The sequence below is a fragment of the Halarcobacter sp. genome (assembly GCF_963676935.1).
Lineage (GTDB): Bacteria > Campylobacterota > Campylobacteria > Campylobacterales > Arcobacteraceae > Halarcobacter.
Genome location: NZ_OY781470.1, coordinates 2765208 through 2781057 on the forward strand (window position 1 = coordinate 2765208; position 15850 = coordinate 2781057).

Here is a 15850-nt window from a genome sequence, read left to right on the forward strand (position 1 = left end):
AAATTACATACCACAATTAGAAAATGAAGATTGAGAATATACCTCTTTTAAACCACACACTTTACATCTATATTCAATATCATTTACTCCAGAACAACCATGATTTTTCAATACTCTTGTAGAGATAACATCTTGTTTAAAAGTTCTTTGAGTATTTTCATCATAGAAAACTCTTGGCTTTGCTCCACAAGATGGACATTCGCCAGAATTTAATTTATCAACTCTTTTGTGCTTGTTTTTATAATAAAGAAGTATTGAAAATACTACTATTAAAAAAAGTAGTAATAAGAAGATTATTGTTTGCATGAAGTAGAGTTATTACTCTACTTCTGCATCGATAACATCGTCATCGTCTTTTTTAGCTTTTTGATTTGGTTGACCTTGTGCCGCGCCTCCAGCTTGTTGCTCTTTTGCATACATAGCTTCAGCTAATTTATGAGATTTTTCAGTTAATGCTTTAACTTTCTCTTCAATTTGCTCTTTTGTTGCATTTTCATCTTTTAGAACTTCTTCTAACTGGGCTGCTGCATCAATAATTGCTTTTTTCTCATCTTCAGAAACTGCATTTTCATTTTCTTCTAATGTTTTTTTAGTTGAGTGTAATAAAGCATCTGCTTGATTTCTTACATCAATTAATTCTTTTTTCTTAGCATCAGCTTCTTTATTTGATTCTGCTTCTTGAACCATTTTTTCAATCTCTTCATCACTTAATCCAGATGAACCAGAGATAGTAATTTTGTTCTCTTTTCCTGTACCTTTATCTTTAGCAGATACATTTAGAACACCATTTGCATCAATATCAAATGTTACTTCAATTTGAGGAACACCTCTTGGAGCAGCTGGGATATCAGAAAGTTCAAACATACCTAAAGATTTGTTGTCTTTAGCAAATTCTCTTTCCCCTTGTACAACATGAATTGATACTGCTGGTTGGTTATCTTCAGCAGTCGAGAATGTTTGTGATTTTTTAACTGGAATAGTTGTACCTTTTTCAATAAGTTTAGTAGCAACTCCACCTAAAGTCTCAATTCCTAATGATAATGGTGTAACATCAAGTAATAATACATCTTTAACATCACCTCTTAATACACCTGCTTGAACTGCTGCACCTGCTGCAACAACTTCATCAGGATTAACACCTTTATTTAAATCTTTTCCAAAGAACTCTTTTACAACTGCATTTGCTTTTGGAAGTCTAGTTGAACCACCAACCATAATTACTTCTTGAATCTCACCTTTATCTAATCCTGCATCTTTTAATGCAGTTTTAATATGTTGAAGAGTTTCATTAATTAAATTCTCAGTCATAGACTCAAATTTAGCTCTTGTTAATGATTTAACTAAGTGAACTGGACCAGCATTACCCATTGAGATAAATGGTAAGTTGATTTCAGTTGATTCAGCAGAAGAAAGCTCTTTTTTAGCATTTTCAGCTGCATCTTTTAATCTTTGTAATGCCATTTTGTCATTTTTAATATCAAATCCATTTTCAGATTCAAACTCTTTTGCTAACCAATCAATAATTGCGTTATCAAAGTCATCTCCACCTAAGAATGCATTACCATCTGTTGAAAGTACTTCAAATGTTCCATCACCAATCTCTAAAACAGTAACGTCAAATGTACCACCACCTAAATCGTATACAAGAACTTTTTCTTCACCTTTTTTATCTAAACCATATGCTAATGAAGCTGCTGTTGGCTCATTGATAATTCTTAATACATTTAATCCTGCAATTGTTCCCGCTTCTTGAGTTGCTTTTCTTTGAGCATCATTGAAGTATGCTGGAACAGTAATAACTGCATCAGTTACAGGAGAACCTAAATACTCTTCTGCATCTGCTTTTAATTTTCCTAAAATTTTAGCTGAAATCTCTTGTGGAGTATAAACTTTATCTCCAATTTCAACTGCTGCTGCGCCATTTCTATTTACAATTTTGTATCCAACTTTTGCTTGTGCTTCTTTAGCATTCTCTTCATCCATCATTAAACCCATAATTCTTTTTACAGAATAGATAGTTTTTTCAGGGTTTGTAATAGCTTGTCTTTTTGCTGGATCACCAACTAGAACTTCACCTTTGTCTGTAAATGCAACAATAGATGGAGTAGTGTTTTTACCCTCTTTATTAGGAATAACTTTCGCTTCACCACCTTCATAAACTGCCATACAAGAGTTTGTTGTACCTAAATCTATACCAATAACTTTACTCATTTTATTATCCTTCTTTGTCTTTATTATTAATTTTTAGTTTTATTCAATAGTTTATAGACATTACGGTCATTTTCAATTAGTTAGCAATACTAACCATTGATGCTCTTAAAAGTCTGTCTTTAAACTTATAACCTTTTTGCATCACTTGTACAATTTGACCACTTTCATGTTCAGGGCTATCTACTTGCATAACTGCATCATGGAAATTTGGATCAAACTCACCATCTGTTTCAATAATTGAAATATCGTGCTTTTCAAATGCAGCATAAAAATTTTTAATTGTTAATTCAACACCCTCTTTTAGTTTTGCCAATAACTCTTCAGCTGGTAAATCAGCAGCTTCTTCAGCTGCTAAAGCCATTTCAAGAGTATCAATTGGAGCTAATAAGTCTTTTGCAAACTTTTCAGATGCATAATCTATTGCTTGATATTTTTCTTTTTCTAATCTTTTTTTAATATTTTCAAAATCTGCATGAACTCTAAAATATTTATCTTCACTCTCTTTTAACTTTGCTTCAAGTTCAGCAATCTTATCTTCATCACTTAATTGTGCAGATTCATTTGAATCAACAGTTTCGCTAACCTCATCTTGAGTTTGCTCTTCTTGTACTTGCTCTTCGTTATTTAATTCTTCTTGTTTTTCACTCAAAGTAATTCTCCTAAATCATACTAATCTTATTGTAGAAGTATTCATAATCTCTTGACAACTCACCAACGACTAACATTTTTACTTCTTTTTGTCCAACTTTACAGTTATGACATATTCCAATGTAACCTTCAGGTACTATATTGTCAAAATATAAACCTTCATCAATAGAGTCTAAAACTATCCCTTTTAAAAAAGAGTTAATGTTCTCTTCATTAAGGTTATATTTAAGTGCTAAAGAGAAAAACTCTTTTGTATTATAAATATGGAAATTTTTATTTTGTAAATGTTGACTAACCTTTTCATATATTTCAAAAGCTCCAACTTGTTTAGAGATATTTACAATATGAACTAACTCTAAACCTAGCATATCACTTAAAAATCTATATAAAGCATCAGTGAACTTTACTGTAATTGCAAATGACGAAAACTCTAAAATCATATATCTGTTTTCTACATTTAAAATATTTTTTAAAATGTCAGATTTTTGGTCTTGAATAAAAACAGATAATCCAATATCTTTTGAAAGATATTCTATAGCTTTTTCATCAACAAAATTGAGTCTAAAATTAAGCTTATTACTCCAATACATTTTTAAAGCTTCTGTTGTAGGAGTTCTTCCTGAACTTACATGTTCTTGTGCTAAGAATCCCTCGTCACCCAACTTTTTAAAATACCCTCTAATAGTAGCAGGCGAATATGTAATATCATACATATTTTTAAGTTGTGTAGAACCAATAGGCTCTAAATGCTCGATATAAGCTTTAATAATTGAATGTAATAAAAACTCTTTTTTGTCAATCATTTTATATCCACTTTCTATTTTTTAGCACTTAAAATCTTAAACTGCTAAAAATATTATACTATATGAGTGAGTAAATGTCAAGTTCTTTTTTGGCAAATGATTTATAAAAGTGCTAAATTTTAAATAATTACCATTTTTTATATACTTTTTTCCAATTATTTCAACTTTTTTCAATATAATAAAATAAAAAGAGTTGTTCAATGAAGAAATCTATTTTGTTACTTTTAATATTTAATATACTTGCTTTTAGTTCAGAATTCATAACAATAGGAACAGGTAGTGTTACAGGAACTTATTATCCAACTGGTGGAGCAATATGTAAACTTGTAAATAAATATAAAAAAGAAACAAAGATTAGATGTTCTGTTGAAGCAACTGATGCATCTGTATATAATATTAGAGCTATAGATGAAGGTGAATTAGATTTTGGGATTGCACAATCTGATGCAGTTTATCAAGCTATAAATGGAATAAAAAAATTTAAAAATCACCCTATAAAAGAGTTAAGATCTGTAATGTCAATCTACACAGAACTATTTACTCTTGTAACAAGAAAAGATGCTAATATAAAAACTATTGATGATATTGTTGGAAAAAGAATCAACTTAGGAAATGTAGGTTCAGGAAATGAAGCTACAGCAATGACTTTATTAAATGACTTAAAGATAAAACCTTCTGATTTCTCTTATGTAGGTAGATTAAAGGCTGGAGAGGCACCTGATGCTTTAAGAGATAATTTAATAGATGGGTATTTTTATATGGTTGGGCATCCAACAGCAAATATAAAGGATGCTTCTAATACTTCTGATATCTTTTTAACTCCAATTAGTGGAGCTAAGATTGATAATTTTATAAAAAGAAATCCATATTATATAAAAGATGTAATTCCTGCAAATTTATATAAAGGGGTTAAAAAGCCTGTTCCTACGTTTGGAGCAAAAGCAGTATTAGTTACTAGTTCAGATGTAAGTTCAAAAGCAGTTTACACTTTAGTAAAAGCTATATTAGAAGATTTTGAAGAGTTTAAAAAACTTCATCCTGTTTATAAGTATATAACAAAAAAATCTTTATTAGAAGGATTAGGTGCACCTTTACATGAAGGTGCAGCTAAATATTTTAAAGAGAATAATTTTATAAAATAAAATCTCTATTTTTTTAGAGGTTTTTCTATAATATACCCATAACCTTTATGAGAGATTATAAAGTCATCATCTTTTACTTTATCTTTTAATCTTTTCATAACTGTTCTAAATGCAGAATCATTTGTATTAATATCATTCCATACAAGCTCTTTAAATTTTGTAACTGGAACTACATCACCTAAATTATCAATTAATACTTTTAAGATATCAAGCTCTTTTTTTGATAATTTAACAATTGTTTCTTCATTATAAAGTTTGTCATTTATAGTATTGTATGTATATCTTTTATTTAAAGTGATTAAATCAGTTTTTTCTAAACTTCCATTATCTGCTAAAACCTCTTCTTTTGCTTTTTTAAGCATCTCCATCATATTATCAATATTTAAAGGTTTTACAAAATATCCTAAAACCCTTAAGTTTATAAGTTTTAGTAAGTCTTCTTCATTTTTATGGGCACTTACTATTATAAATCTTTGATTAGGAACTATCTCTCTAATATCATCAATCATAGAGATACCATCTTTATTTGGCATTTTTAAATCTGTAAGTACTAAATCAAATTTTTTCTTTTCTTCAAAATCATTTTTAAAAATTGAAGCACCCTCTTCTCCATCTTTTGCAACAACAACTTCATCAAAAATTGTATTAAGATAAAAAGAGAGAGTTTTTCTTGCAACATCCTCATCTTCTACTAATAAAACTCTTGTAGAATAGTTTTTCATCTCTGTTCCTATTTCATAATTTCTCTTATTATATCAAAAAATGATTTTAAAGTGGTAAATATATTGTAAATAAAACACCCTCTTTGATATTCTTTACAGATATTTTTCCATTCATATTTTTTTCTATAATAGTTTTCGCCATATATAAACCTATGCCTGTACCTTGGTTTTCAAATTTAGTTGTGAAGTATGGTTCAAATATTCTATCAATAATATTTGAAGGTATCTCTCCACAATTATTTGAAAGAGTTATCTCTACACTATCATCTTTTCTTTTTATAGTTATATTAATAACTGGATCAAATTCAATCTCTTCTTTTTTTACTTTTGCAGCATCATTTGCATTATTTAAAATATTTAAGATTACTTGTTCAAATTCATTTTTATAATTAAATATATTTACACTATCCCCATCAATTTTTAATAAAACCTTATATTTTTCTAATTGAGTTTCAACTATATTAGAGCACTCTATAAGTGCTTCTTTTATATCAAACTCTATTTTATCTTTATTTGGTTGGTAAAAGTTTCTAAAGTCATCAATAGTTTGAGACATATAATCAATTTGAACTTTTGAATCTTTTATAATATCATTTACCTCTTCTTTTGAAAGAGTGCCATAACTATCTCTAATAAAATGGATAAGAAGGTTAATATTATTTAGTGGTTGTCTCCATTGATGAGCAATATTTCCTAACATTTCACCCATTGCAGCAAGCTTACTTTGTTGAACAAGAATTCTATCTTTTTCAATATTTTTAGCTACCTCTTCATTAATCTTTTGTTTTAATTCCTCTTCAGTTAACTTCATCTCAGTTATATCATTTACATATCCATACAAATGAGTTATATTTCCAAAATCATCTTTTAAGAAAATTGTTCTATTAAACACCCATCTTATTTCGCCATCTTTATCTTTAACCCTATGAAATTTAGTAAAAGATTTATCATCATTTTTCATGGCAGTATTTAAATCTTTAACTAAATCTTTTACATCTTCTTCATAAACAAAATCAAAATATTTTACTCTTTTACTTTCAAAATCCTCTACAATATACCCATAAGAACTAATCGATTTAGACAAATACTCAACTGTAAGATTTTCATCGTTTTTCCACTTAAAAATAACTATTCTTCCATATTCAACAAGTAAATCAACATATTGTAACTCTTTTGTAAGTTTTTTTCTTTGTTCTATATCCATTGACATCATAAGCATTCTTTTATGATGATTATCATCAAAGGCTTTCCCCCTTACAAAAATCCATTTAAATTTATTTGATTTGTCTTTAATTCTATACTCACAAATAAAATGTTCACTCTTTCCTTGTAAATGGGTTTCAAATTTTTGTCTAACAATAGAAACATCATCTTTATGTATTAAATCAAACCACTCATTTAATGTATTAATGTCTCCATCTTCATAACCAAACATATCTAACCATTTTTTTGAAAAATAGATATGCTTAGTCTTTAAATCAATATCCCACAAACCATCATTTGAAGCGATAATTGCAAGTTCATATCTTTCTTTCCATTTTTTATACATAATATTTCGTGTTTCTAGTCTTTTATTGTACCTATGAAAAATTTTATTTATAAATTTTGCAAATAAAGATGAAGCAACTATTAGAAATAAAGAGATTAAACCAATTACTGCAATAGATACTGATAACTTTGAGTTATAGTCGAATTTAATTTGTGATACTTTAGCTGGTAAAAAATTGCTTTTTATCGAAACAAGATAATTATATTTTCTAAAATCATATGTATCAACAGAAGAACTATCCTGAACATCTTTATTGTATTTTTCTAAAATTTTATTTGAACTATTTAAAGTATCGTTTTTTAAAATATAATCTATATTAAGTTTTTTACCCTTGTTATAATAATTAAAAACATATCCTGAACTATAATCATAAAACCAAAAATAACTATCATTGTAATACTTACTTTTTTGAACAATAGAGTTTTCAATAACCTTTCTTGTAGTCTCTTTCATATCATCAATTTTTGAAAAAGCACCTAAATAAAGATTTTTTTTATCTAAAAGTTTAAAATAGCTTAATCTAATTTTTCTTTTCTCTTTATCTATCCAGTAAAAAAGGTTATCAACCCCAATATAAGATATATTTCTTAACATATGGTGTCTAAAGTTACTGATTTCTAGACTTGAACCAGTAAGGGTTTTAAGATAGTCAATAATATCTTGTCCATACAAAATATCATCAGAATCTTTTTTAAATAAAACAAATTCAAAATCTGTATTATTTTCTATCTCTTTTATCTTTTCTCTTATTTTATCTATTTTAATATCTTCTTTTACATAGTTTATAAAACCATAAAGAGAGATTACCGCTTCTCTTAAAGCAATCTCTTCACTGTCAAAAGAAGCACTTGCATTAAACTTTATATCATCAATAAATTGAGTTAAAATTTTATCTTTTTGAAAGGTATCTTCTTGCTTTACCAAGGATATTTCATTGTTCTTTTTAAATTCTAAAACAAAGGTAGTAACAATTATAGAAACTATTGCACTTATAAATACAAATATTAAAGGTGTAAATACTAAATGTTTTTTTATATCGGAAAGGTTATAAAACTTTCTTTTTTTAAACATTAATAAAAAACCTTAGCCAAATACAGACCATAAGGCGATGCAGGTATTCTATGAATAAATTTTTTTCTACTTAATTGAAGTTTTAAATCTTCAATTGATAATTTTCCTTCGCCTATTTTTATTAATACAGCAACCATTAGTCTTATTTGTGAACGCAAATATGAATTTGCAGTAAATTTAAAAACATAAATACCTTTATATTTATAAAACTTCGCATCAAAAACTTCTCTAACTGTATTATCCTTATCACTACCTTTTTTATGAAAATACTCGAAATCATGAACTCCAATAAAACATTTTATGGCTTCTTTAATTTTATCTTCATCAAACTCTTTTGTATGTGAAATATATTTTGAATTAAATACAGTAGGTTCTTTTTTTGAAAGTAAATATCTATAAACTCTTTTTTTAGCATGAAACCTTGAATGAAATTCATCATTTACAAATTTAATACTATTTATTTTTATAGATAAAGGTAGATGCCGATTTAAAACATCTTTCAGTTTTTCCAAATCCTTCCAGTAAGCAGGAAGTATACAATTAAACACTTGTCCTGAAGCATGAACATTTTTATCGGTTCTACCACTTAAAATGATTTTTGTATCTATATTTAATGATTTAAAAGTTTCCTGAATACTATCCTCTACACTTGAGCCATCAGGCTGTGTTTGACTCCCCTTAAAATAAGTTCCATCATAAGATATTGTAAATTTCGCATTCATTTTAATACTGCTTTTTTACACTCTTAGTATATAAGTAATAAGTCCAAGCCACCCAGACAATAGGTATAATATAAATAGAATGTAGATATAATTCTTTACTTAGAAAACTGATTAAAGAATAATAGATTACTATATAAAAAGCACACCATTGTACAACTCTACTCTTCTCGTATCTAGGGTTATAATACCCATATGTAACAGTTAAAAAAAGTGATAATAAAGGGAATAATGATAAAAGAATATAATATGCAAACTCGTCAGTTACTATATTTGTTTTAGTTAAATAAAACTTCCAAAAAGAGTATGAATCTGTAAATTGATATAAGGCTTCGTCATTCTTTATATTATTGAAAATAGTCATTGTTGAATAATCTATTTGATTAAACTCTTCATCTTTTATATTAAAAGATTTTCCATCAAAAAGTTTAAAACTAAGCTCTCCATCTTTATTATCTAAAACTGCTTTATCAGCAATAATAAATTGATCTTCATTATCTTGAGTTTGAAATAGTTTAACTTTATTATAAATCTTATCATCTCTTTCATTTATAAAGATAAGCCATTCTCCAAAGTTTTGACCAAATTCAGAGGCTTTAATATTAAAATTTGCTTCACTTTTTTTCTTTTCCATAAAAGTTTCATTTTCAAATTGCGCTTTAGGAATAAGACCTAAAGATACAATAAGTAAAGAGATTGAGACAAATAAAGTCACAGGCAAAAACATCTTTAATATATTTATTGGATTTAAACCAAATGAAGTTACAACAATCAACTCGTACTCATTTGAAAGTTTTGATAAAGTGATTGCAATAGATATAAAAAATGTTATTGGTAAAGTATAAAAAACAATTGTAGGAACAACATAACTATATAGTTTCAATAATTCAAAAAAATCCATAGTAATAACAGAAGTTAATGAAGCAATCTTCACTAAAAAAATTATTGATGTGATAAAGTACAATCCAAAAAATATTGGGAAAAATGTATGTGCTAATTGACTAAATAAATACTCTTTTAATTTCAACTAAAAACCTTTGATAAATTTAAAAAATATTCAACAACTAAACCTAAAGCTAAATATGGGATATATGGCGTTTGAATATCTTTTTTCTTGTAACTAAAATAAAGTGATGGTATTATAGCAAAAAGTGAAGATAAAAAAATAGCCACTAAAGATGCTTTTAATCCAAGTATTATACCAATGGCAGCTAATATTGGAATATCGCCTTCCCCTAAAGCTTCCTGTGTTTTTAAAGAATCATCTTTTAAAACTCTAGCTTTTATATTTTGAATATAAAAACTTATTAAAAAATTCAATAACACAAAAGCTCCTGAAATCATTAAGGCTGCTTTAAATGCATCTATTAAAGAAAGTGGTGTTACTAAAAACGAACTAACAAATGCTATTAATAACAAATAATCAGGTACTGCTTTATATTTAAAATCTATAAAAGATAGAACTATAAGGTTATAAAAAAATATTAATGCAAATAAAAGTTCAAAAGATATTGAAAGTTTTAAATATAAAAAAACAGTTATAATTGCTGATATTAACTCCACAATAATATATTGTTTTGAAATTTCATCTTTGCAATAAGCACACTTCCCTTTTAATAAAAAATAGGAAATTATAGGGATATTATGATACCAGTATATCAAATGATTACAACTTGGGCATTGACTTCTTGGCAATACTATTGATTTTCCTAAAGGTAGTCGTAGAATTAAAACATTTAAAAATGATCCCATTAAGCATCCAAAAATAAAACTAAATACCTCCAAATCTTCGCTCTCTTTGATTAAAATCGCTAATTAAATCATCTAAATCATTTGTTGAAAACTCTGGCCAGTAGGTGTTTGTGAAAAATAGTTCTGCATAGGCATTTTGCCACAATAGATAATTGGATAAACGTACTTCACCACTAGTTCTAATTAACATATCTACATTTGGAATTCCAGCTGTATCAAGACATGATTCAAAATTTTCTTTTGTAATTTCAAGTTTTTTTTCGTTTAGTTTTTTTATTGCTCTTAAGATTTCATCTTGAGAACCATAATTCAAAGCTAGAACTTGCGTAAGATTTTTACCATTTTTAGTTTTTTCTTCAACATCTAAAATAGTTTTTTGTAAAGATTTAGAAAACTTTGAGATATCTCCTATTGATTTAAATTTAATCCCATTTTCCAAATAAGTTGAAAGTTCACTTTTTAAATATTTATCTAAAAGCTTCATCAGATATTCAACTTCAAGTTTGGGTCTACTCCAATTTTCTGTAGAAAAAGCATATAATGTTAAATACTTAATCCCCAATTTAGCACAATATTTTGTTATCTCCCTTACAGTTTTTGCACCCTCTTCATGTCCTGCAGTTCTTTTTAAACCTCGCTCCTTTGCCCATCTTCCATTTCCATCCATTATAATGGCAATATGCTCTGGATTTCTTTTTTCAGTCATCTAAATTAAACTCTTTTTGCAATTTTTCTAATATATCAAGAGAAAGATTAAGTTTTTCACCCTTTAAACTATAGGCATTATTTTCCAAAATAAGTTCTATCTCATTTGTGTTTGAACCAAAAGATGAAGAATCGTTTAAAATATTTAAACAAACTGCATCTATATTTTTTTTCTCAATCATATTTTTTGCATTATCGAAAGCTACAGTATCATCCATTTCTGCTTTAAAACCTACTGTAAAAATTCCATCCTTTGGTAAAGATGCTAAGATATCCATATTTTGAACTAAATCAAGATTCCACGAAGAGCCTAAAACCTCTTTTTTTAACTTACCATCTTGGGGAAAATTTGGAATATAATCACTGATTGCAGCAACCATAAATAAAAATGGTTTTTTTTCAATTAATGTTTGTTTTGAATTATCCATTAAAGTGGTTTTACTTAATTTACCCTTCTTCGCAACCCTTAATGAATCAACTAGATACTCATACATTTGTGCCGATGATTCTACAGGGATAATATGAATATCTTTTGGTAAATTATAATATCCTCTAGTACTTACTAGACAAACATCCGCTCCTTTTAGAAAAAGAGCCAAAGCTAAAGATGAAGCCATTTTCCCTGATGAAAAATTAGATATATATCGTATATCATCTATCTTTTCAATTGTTCCTCCACCACTTAAAACAACTTTTCTATCAATCCAATAATTATCTTTTAGAAGTTCTCTTGCTGTTGCATAAAATATTTCTGAAGGTTCTGCCATAGCGCCATCACCCACATCTTTACACGCTAACTCTTTTACCTGAGAAGAAACAACTTCATAATTACATAATTTTAATAATTTTAAATTTGCTTGAGTGATTGGATTTTTTAACATATTTGTATTAGCTGCTGGGGCTAATAATTTAACTCTAGGGTAAGCTAAAGCTGTTTGAGTTAATAGATTATCTGATATTCCATTTGCAAGTTTATTTATTGTATTCGCAGTTGCAGGAGCTATAACAAAAACATCTGCCCACTTTCCAATATCAATATGATTATATTCTTGATTTTTTTCCCAACTCTCTGTAGTTTCACATAATACTTTATTTTGAGAAATTGCTTCAAAAGTTAAAGGAGTAATAAATTTTTGAGAAGCTTCTGTCATTATTACTTTAACATTTGCTCCTGCTTTTATATAAAGTCTTATTAACTCTAAACTTTTATATATAGCAATAGAACTTGTAACTGCTAAAAGAATATTTTTATCTTTTAAAAGCATTATCTTTTTCCAAAAAATTTATAATAAAAATTTTTTATTAACTTAATAGGTGCTCTGTTTATAGCTAAACTTCCTTTTGAAATATTTTTTGTAGCACAAGTTCCTGCTGCAAGTATAACATCATCTTCAATTGTTATTGGAGCTACTAATTGACAATCGGAACCTATAAATACATTTTTACCAATTATTGTTTTATGTTTATTTATACCATCATAATTACAAGTAATACAACCAGCACCTACATTTGTACCCTCATCAATTTCACAATCTCCAAGATAAGAAAGATGTCCCGCTTTTACCCCTGTTAATATGGCTTTTTTTGTTTCGACAAAGTTTCCTAAATGTGTATTTTTTAATCTACTTCCAGGTCTAACTCTAGCCATTGGTCCAATGTCAGAATCTTCAAGAGTTGAGTTTTCTACAATAGAGTTTGTTTTTATATGAGAGTTTATAATCACTGCATTATCCAATAGTGAAACCCCATTTTCAATGATAGATTCCCCTTTTATTGAAACACCCTCTTCTATATAAATTGTTTCAGGCATTCTCATAATAACACCCTCTTTTAAAAACTGTTGTTTTATTCTTTTTTGATGGATAACTTCTGCATCTGCTAATTCAATTTTTGAATTAACCCCTTTAAAGTTTTCCTCATTTACAACTATTGGCTTTAAAACTTTTCCTTGTTCTATTGCCATCTCTATTAAGTCTGTAATATAATATTCTTTTTGGGCATTGTTATTTGAAAGTTTTGGAAGGTTTTCTAAAAGATATTTTGTTTCAAATTGATATATCCCTGCATTTGCAGTATTAATTTTCAATTCCTCTTCAGTTGCATCTTTTTGCTCAACAATTCTTTTGACATTACCATTTTCTATTACAACTCTACCGTAACCATCTGCACTTTTTAATTCTAGTACAGACATTACTATTGTTGCATCTAAGTCAAATTTTTCTAATTCTGAAGATTGAATTAAAGGCATATCTGCATTTAATACTAATGTTTTATCATATTTTGGAGTAATTCCCATTACTGCACCACCAGTTCCAGGATACTTTTCATGGTCTTGAATTACAAAATTTATTTTTATCTCTTTAAAAAGTTTTTCAATCTCTTCTTTTACTTTTTGAGCTTGATGGTATAAAACCACTGTAATATCATCACTAAGTTTTAATGACTCTTTTATAGAAAAATATAACATTGGCTTCCCTGAAATCTTATGTAACACCTTTGGTGTTGTTGATTTCATTCTAGTTCCTGCACCTGCTGCTAAAATAATAATTGATTTGTTTAACATATAAATTTAATTCTCCAATGCTTCATTTATCTCTTTTTTAAGGTTTTCAATCACCTCTTCTATTGCTCTTCGCATCTTTTCATCTGTAATGTTTGCATGTAATAGTTTTTCTAAATTTCCTTCTCTTTCTTTAAAGAATTTTGCTACAGATTTACTCTTTTTTCTATGGTTATACATTAATACACCTGAAAGAATTAAAACCACTACTAATTTTGTATGACCTAAAATAGCAGCATAATTTAAAATACTAAATCCTGCATAATCTGGTTCATTTATATCTGCACCAGCTGATATCAATAATCTGGCAATTTTATAATTGCCTTTCCATTGAGTGTGGTGAAGTGCCGTTCTTCCTTGTTTGTCTTTTATATTTAAATCAACTTTTTTTGTTAAAAGTTTTTCTACTACTTCAATATTATTTGCTAAAACAGCTTTATGGATAACTGTTCTACCATCATTATCAATTGTATTTACATCAACTCTATATTTAAGAATAAATACTAATCTCTCTAAAAAGTTATCTTTTTCTTTTTGATTAGTTATTTCTAATCCTTTATCCACCATATAAGATAAGGGAGTATTGTTATTGTTGTCAATAATATTTAAATCTGCACCCGCATTTACAAGTACTTTAATTAGTTCTAAATTGTTCTCAACAACAACATCAAATATTATAGTTTTGCCATCAGTTCTTTGGTCGTTGATTCGAGGCTTAAATAAAAGCATTTTTTTAAGCATTGGAATATAGTTTTCATATTCATTTATTTCAAAAAATCTTCTTGAACTTGGTTTTTTATTATTCATAGTGATTAGTACAGCTTCTGCTAAATCATCAATAACTGTTCTCTCACTATAATCTTTATGGTCTATATCTGCTCCGTGAGCAATTAGATGATCAATCATAGCCATATTTTGTGCGCCTTTTAGAACTGCATCAAAAAGAACTGTTTTCCCCTCTTTATCTTGTGCATTAATATCTGCACCAGAAGCTATTAAAAAATCAATTGTGTCGTAGTTATCTCTCTCAACCTCTTTATAAAGTACTGTTTTGCCATTTTCATCAACCCTATCAATTGCTAAACCTAAATCGATTAAAATACCTGTTAGTTTTAAGTAGTTTCTCTCTTCTCTAACCAACTTATATTTTCCATCAACTTTTGCATCTGGATCTTTTACTATTGATAATATTTTTAAAATTTCATCTAATAAAGTTTTTTCTGCATAATCTTTTATATTTAACTTAACGCCTTTTTCAAGTAAAAGTTCAATAATACTTAGATTTTGTGCTCCTAAAACAACTGCATTAAATAAAACATTTTGTCTTTTTTTATCTAAAATATTTACATCAATACCATTTGAAATCAAAAATTTTGCTACATCTGGGTCTTCTTTTAATACAGCATAAAATAGTGCAGATTGTCCATTGTTATCAACTACATTAATATCATCGATATTATTGATTATCTCTTTTATTATTTCTAAATTTCCACCCTCAACAGCATCAAAAAGTACTGTTTTCCCATAATGGTCAGTAATTGTTAAATCGGGATTTTGAGTCATTAATATTTTGAAGACTTTTTCATTTTCTTCTAGAGCTGCATCATGCATAACTGTTCTACCTGATGAGTTTATATGATTTATTGAAGCCCCATTTTCCAATAAAAACCTAATCATCATTCCATCAATTTTATCAACGGCTTCTGTTAAAACAGTCTTTCCATAATTATCTTCTGCATTTACATCAATACCATTTTTAATGAGCATTTTAATAGATTCTATTCTTCTTTTTGCAGCTAAATCAAATAAAAGAGTTCTACCTTTTGCATCTCTTCTATTTATATTTACTCCACTATCAATAAGAGCTTGTATCTTCTTTTCATCTATATAATTTTTCAATAGCTCTTTTTGAAGCGCTTCAGCTCCATCACTTTTGAATATACCTAACATCAAAAACCCCTAAAACTA

The 15850-nt window shown here is 27.7% G+C and carries 14 protein-coding genes; 1 reads left to right on the top strand and 13 read right to left on the bottom strand.

Annotation, left to right across the window (positions count from 1 at the left end):
• Positions 1 to 3 precede the first annotated feature (3 nt).
• The 4 genes from ACKU4C_RS13455 to ACKU4C_RS13470 form a co-directional block, all read right to left on the bottom strand.
• Positions 4 to 306 carry a hypothetical protein gene (locus ACKU4C_RS13455; protein ID WP_321312819.1) on the bottom strand — a complete coding sequence of 101 codons (303 nt, stop codon included), beginning with the start codon at positions 304 to 306 and terminating at the stop codon, positions 4 to 6.
• A 12-nt stretch (positions 307 to 318) separates the two neighbouring features.
• Positions 319 to 2211, bottom strand: a complete 1893-nt coding sequence (gene dnaK, locus ACKU4C_RS13460; protein ID WP_321312821.1) for a molecular chaperone DnaK — start codon at positions 2209 to 2211, stop codon at positions 319 to 321.
• A 76-nt stretch (positions 2212 to 2287) separates the two neighbouring features.
• On the bottom strand, positions 2288 to 2860 hold the full coding sequence (grpE, locus tag ACKU4C_RS13465; RefSeq protein WP_321312823.1) for a nucleotide exchange factor GrpE: 573 nt from the start codon (positions 2858 to 2860) through the stop codon (positions 2288 to 2290).
• Positions 2861 to 2870: 10 nt separating this feature from the next.
• Positions 2871 to 3662 carry a heat-shock protein gene (locus ACKU4C_RS13470; RefSeq protein ID WP_321312826.1) on the bottom strand — a complete coding sequence of 264 codons (792 nt, stop codon included), beginning with the start codon at positions 3660 to 3662 and terminating at the stop codon, positions 2871 to 2873.
• A 200-nt stretch (positions 3663 to 3862) separates the two neighbouring features.
• Between ACKU4C_RS13470 and ACKU4C_RS13475 the strand changes: the two genes are divergently transcribed.
• A complete protein-coding gene (locus ACKU4C_RS13475; protein ID WP_321312829.1) occupies positions 3863 to 4804 on the top strand; it encodes a TAXI family TRAP transporter solute-binding subunit in 942 nt (313 codons plus the stop codon).
• A 5-nt stretch (positions 4805 to 4809) separates the two neighbouring features.
• Here ACKU4C_RS13475 and ACKU4C_RS13480 read toward each other — a convergent pair whose 3' ends face one another.
• The 9 genes from ACKU4C_RS13480 to ACKU4C_RS13520 are packed head-to-tail and all read right to left on the bottom strand — an operon-like array spanning position 4810 to position 15832.
• Positions 4810 to 5526, bottom strand: coding sequence for a response regulator transcription factor (locus tag ACKU4C_RS13480; RefSeq protein ID WP_321312831.1), 717 nt, complete (start codon positions 5524 to 5526; stop codon positions 4810 to 4812).
• Between the two features lie 46 nt (positions 5527 to 5572).
• Complete coding sequence (locus ACKU4C_RS13485; protein WP_321312833.1) at positions 5573 to 8146, bottom strand: PAS domain-containing protein; 2574 nt, start codon at positions 8144 to 8146, stop codon at positions 5573 to 5575.
• The gene (gene truA, locus ACKU4C_RS13490) at positions 8146 to 8868 is read right to left on the bottom strand and encodes a tRNA pseudouridine(38-40) synthase TruA (protein WP_321312835.1); all 723 of its coding nucleotides are present in this window, start codon (positions 8866 to 8868) and stop codon (positions 8146 to 8148) included. The genes ACKU4C_RS13485 and truA overlap by 1 nt, the downstream gene beginning before the upstream one ends.
• A gap of 1 nt (position 8869) precedes the next feature.
• Entirely contained in the window at positions 8870 to 9892 is a 1023-nt protein-coding gene (locus ACKU4C_RS13495; protein ID WP_321312837.1) for an LptF/LptG family permease, read from the bottom strand.
• On the bottom strand, positions 9889 to 10617 hold the full coding sequence (locus tag ACKU4C_RS13500) for a prepilin peptidase (protein WP_321312839.1): 729 nt from the start codon (positions 10615 to 10617) through the stop codon (positions 9889 to 9891). Before ACKU4C_RS13500 ends, ACKU4C_RS13495 begins: the two co-directional genes overlap by 4 nt.
• Positions 10618 to 10636: 19 nt before the next feature.
• On the bottom strand, positions 10637 to 11323 hold the full coding sequence (locus tag ACKU4C_RS13505; RefSeq protein WP_321312841.1) for a di-trans,poly-cis-decaprenylcistransferase: 687 nt from the start codon (positions 11321 to 11323) through the stop codon (positions 10637 to 10639).
• The gene (gene coaBC / locus ACKU4C_RS13510) at positions 11316 to 12587 is read right to left on the bottom strand and encodes a bifunctional phosphopantothenoylcysteine decarboxylase/phosphopantothenate--cysteine ligase CoaBC (protein WP_321312843.1); all 1272 of its coding nucleotides are present in this window, start codon (positions 12585 to 12587) and stop codon (positions 11316 to 11318) included. The genes ACKU4C_RS13505 and coaBC overlap by 8 nt, the downstream gene beginning before the upstream one ends.
• Positions 12587 to 13885 carry a bifunctional UDP-N-acetylglucosamine diphosphorylase/glucosamine-1-phosphate N-acetyltransferase GlmU gene (glmU, locus tag ACKU4C_RS13515; protein WP_321312845.1) on the bottom strand — a complete coding sequence of 433 codons (1299 nt, stop codon included), beginning with the start codon at positions 13883 to 13885 and terminating at the stop codon, positions 12587 to 12589. Before glmU ends, coaBC begins: the two co-directional genes overlap by 1 nt.
• 6 nt (positions 13886 to 13891) lie before the next feature.
• Entirely contained in the window at positions 13892 to 15832 is a 1941-nt protein-coding gene (locus ACKU4C_RS13520; RefSeq protein ID WP_321312847.1) for an ankyrin repeat domain-containing protein, read from the bottom strand.
• Positions 15833 to 15850: the final 18 nt, after the last annotated feature.

Excerpts from the sequence above, each read along its gene's own strand:
- ACKU4C_RS13455 (WP_321312819.1), bottom strand. The coding sequence starts at position 306 with ATGCAAACAATAATCTTCTTATTACTACTTTTTTTAATAGTAGTATTT.
- dnaK (WP_321312821.1), bottom strand. The coding sequence starts at position 2,211 with ATGAGTAAAGTTATTGGTATAGATTTAGGTACAACAAACTCTTGTATG.
- ACKU4C_RS13470 (WP_321312826.1), bottom strand. The coding sequence starts at position 3,662 with ATGATTGACAAAAAAGAGTTTTTATTACATTCAATTATTAAAGCTTAT.
- ACKU4C_RS13475 (WP_321312829.1), top strand. The coding sequence starts at position 3,863 with ATGAAGAAATCTATTTTGTTACTTTTAATATTTAATATACTTGCTTTT.
- ACKU4C_RS13480 (WP_321312831.1), bottom strand. The coding sequence starts at position 5,526 with ATGAAAAACTATTCTACAAGAGTTTTATTAGTAGAAGATGAGGATGTT.
- ACKU4C_RS13485 (WP_321312833.1), bottom strand. The coding sequence starts at position 8,146 with ATGTTTAAAAAAAGAAAGTTTTATAACCTTTCCGATATAAAAAAACAT.
- truA (WP_321312835.1), bottom strand. The coding sequence starts at position 8,868 with ATGAATGCGAAATTTACAATATCTTATGATGGAACTTATTTTAAGGGG.
- ACKU4C_RS13500 (WP_321312839.1), bottom strand. The coding sequence starts at position 10,617 with ATGGGATCATTTTTAAATGTTTTAATTCTACGACTACCTTTAGGAAAA.
- ACKU4C_RS13505 (WP_321312841.1), bottom strand. The coding sequence starts at position 11,323 with ATGACTGAAAAAAGAAATCCAGAGCATATTGCCATTATAATGGATGGA.
- coaBC (WP_321312843.1), bottom strand. The coding sequence starts at position 12,587 with ATGCTTTTAAAAGATAAAAATATTCTTTTAGCAGTTACAAGTTCTATT.
- glmU (WP_321312845.1), bottom strand. The coding sequence starts at position 13,885 with ATGTTAAACAAATCAATTATTATTTTAGCAGCAGGTGCAGGAACTAGA.
- ACKU4C_RS13520 (WP_321312847.1), bottom strand. The coding sequence starts at position 15,832 with ATGTTAGGTATATTCAAAAGTGATGGAGCTGAAGCGCTTCAAAAAGAG.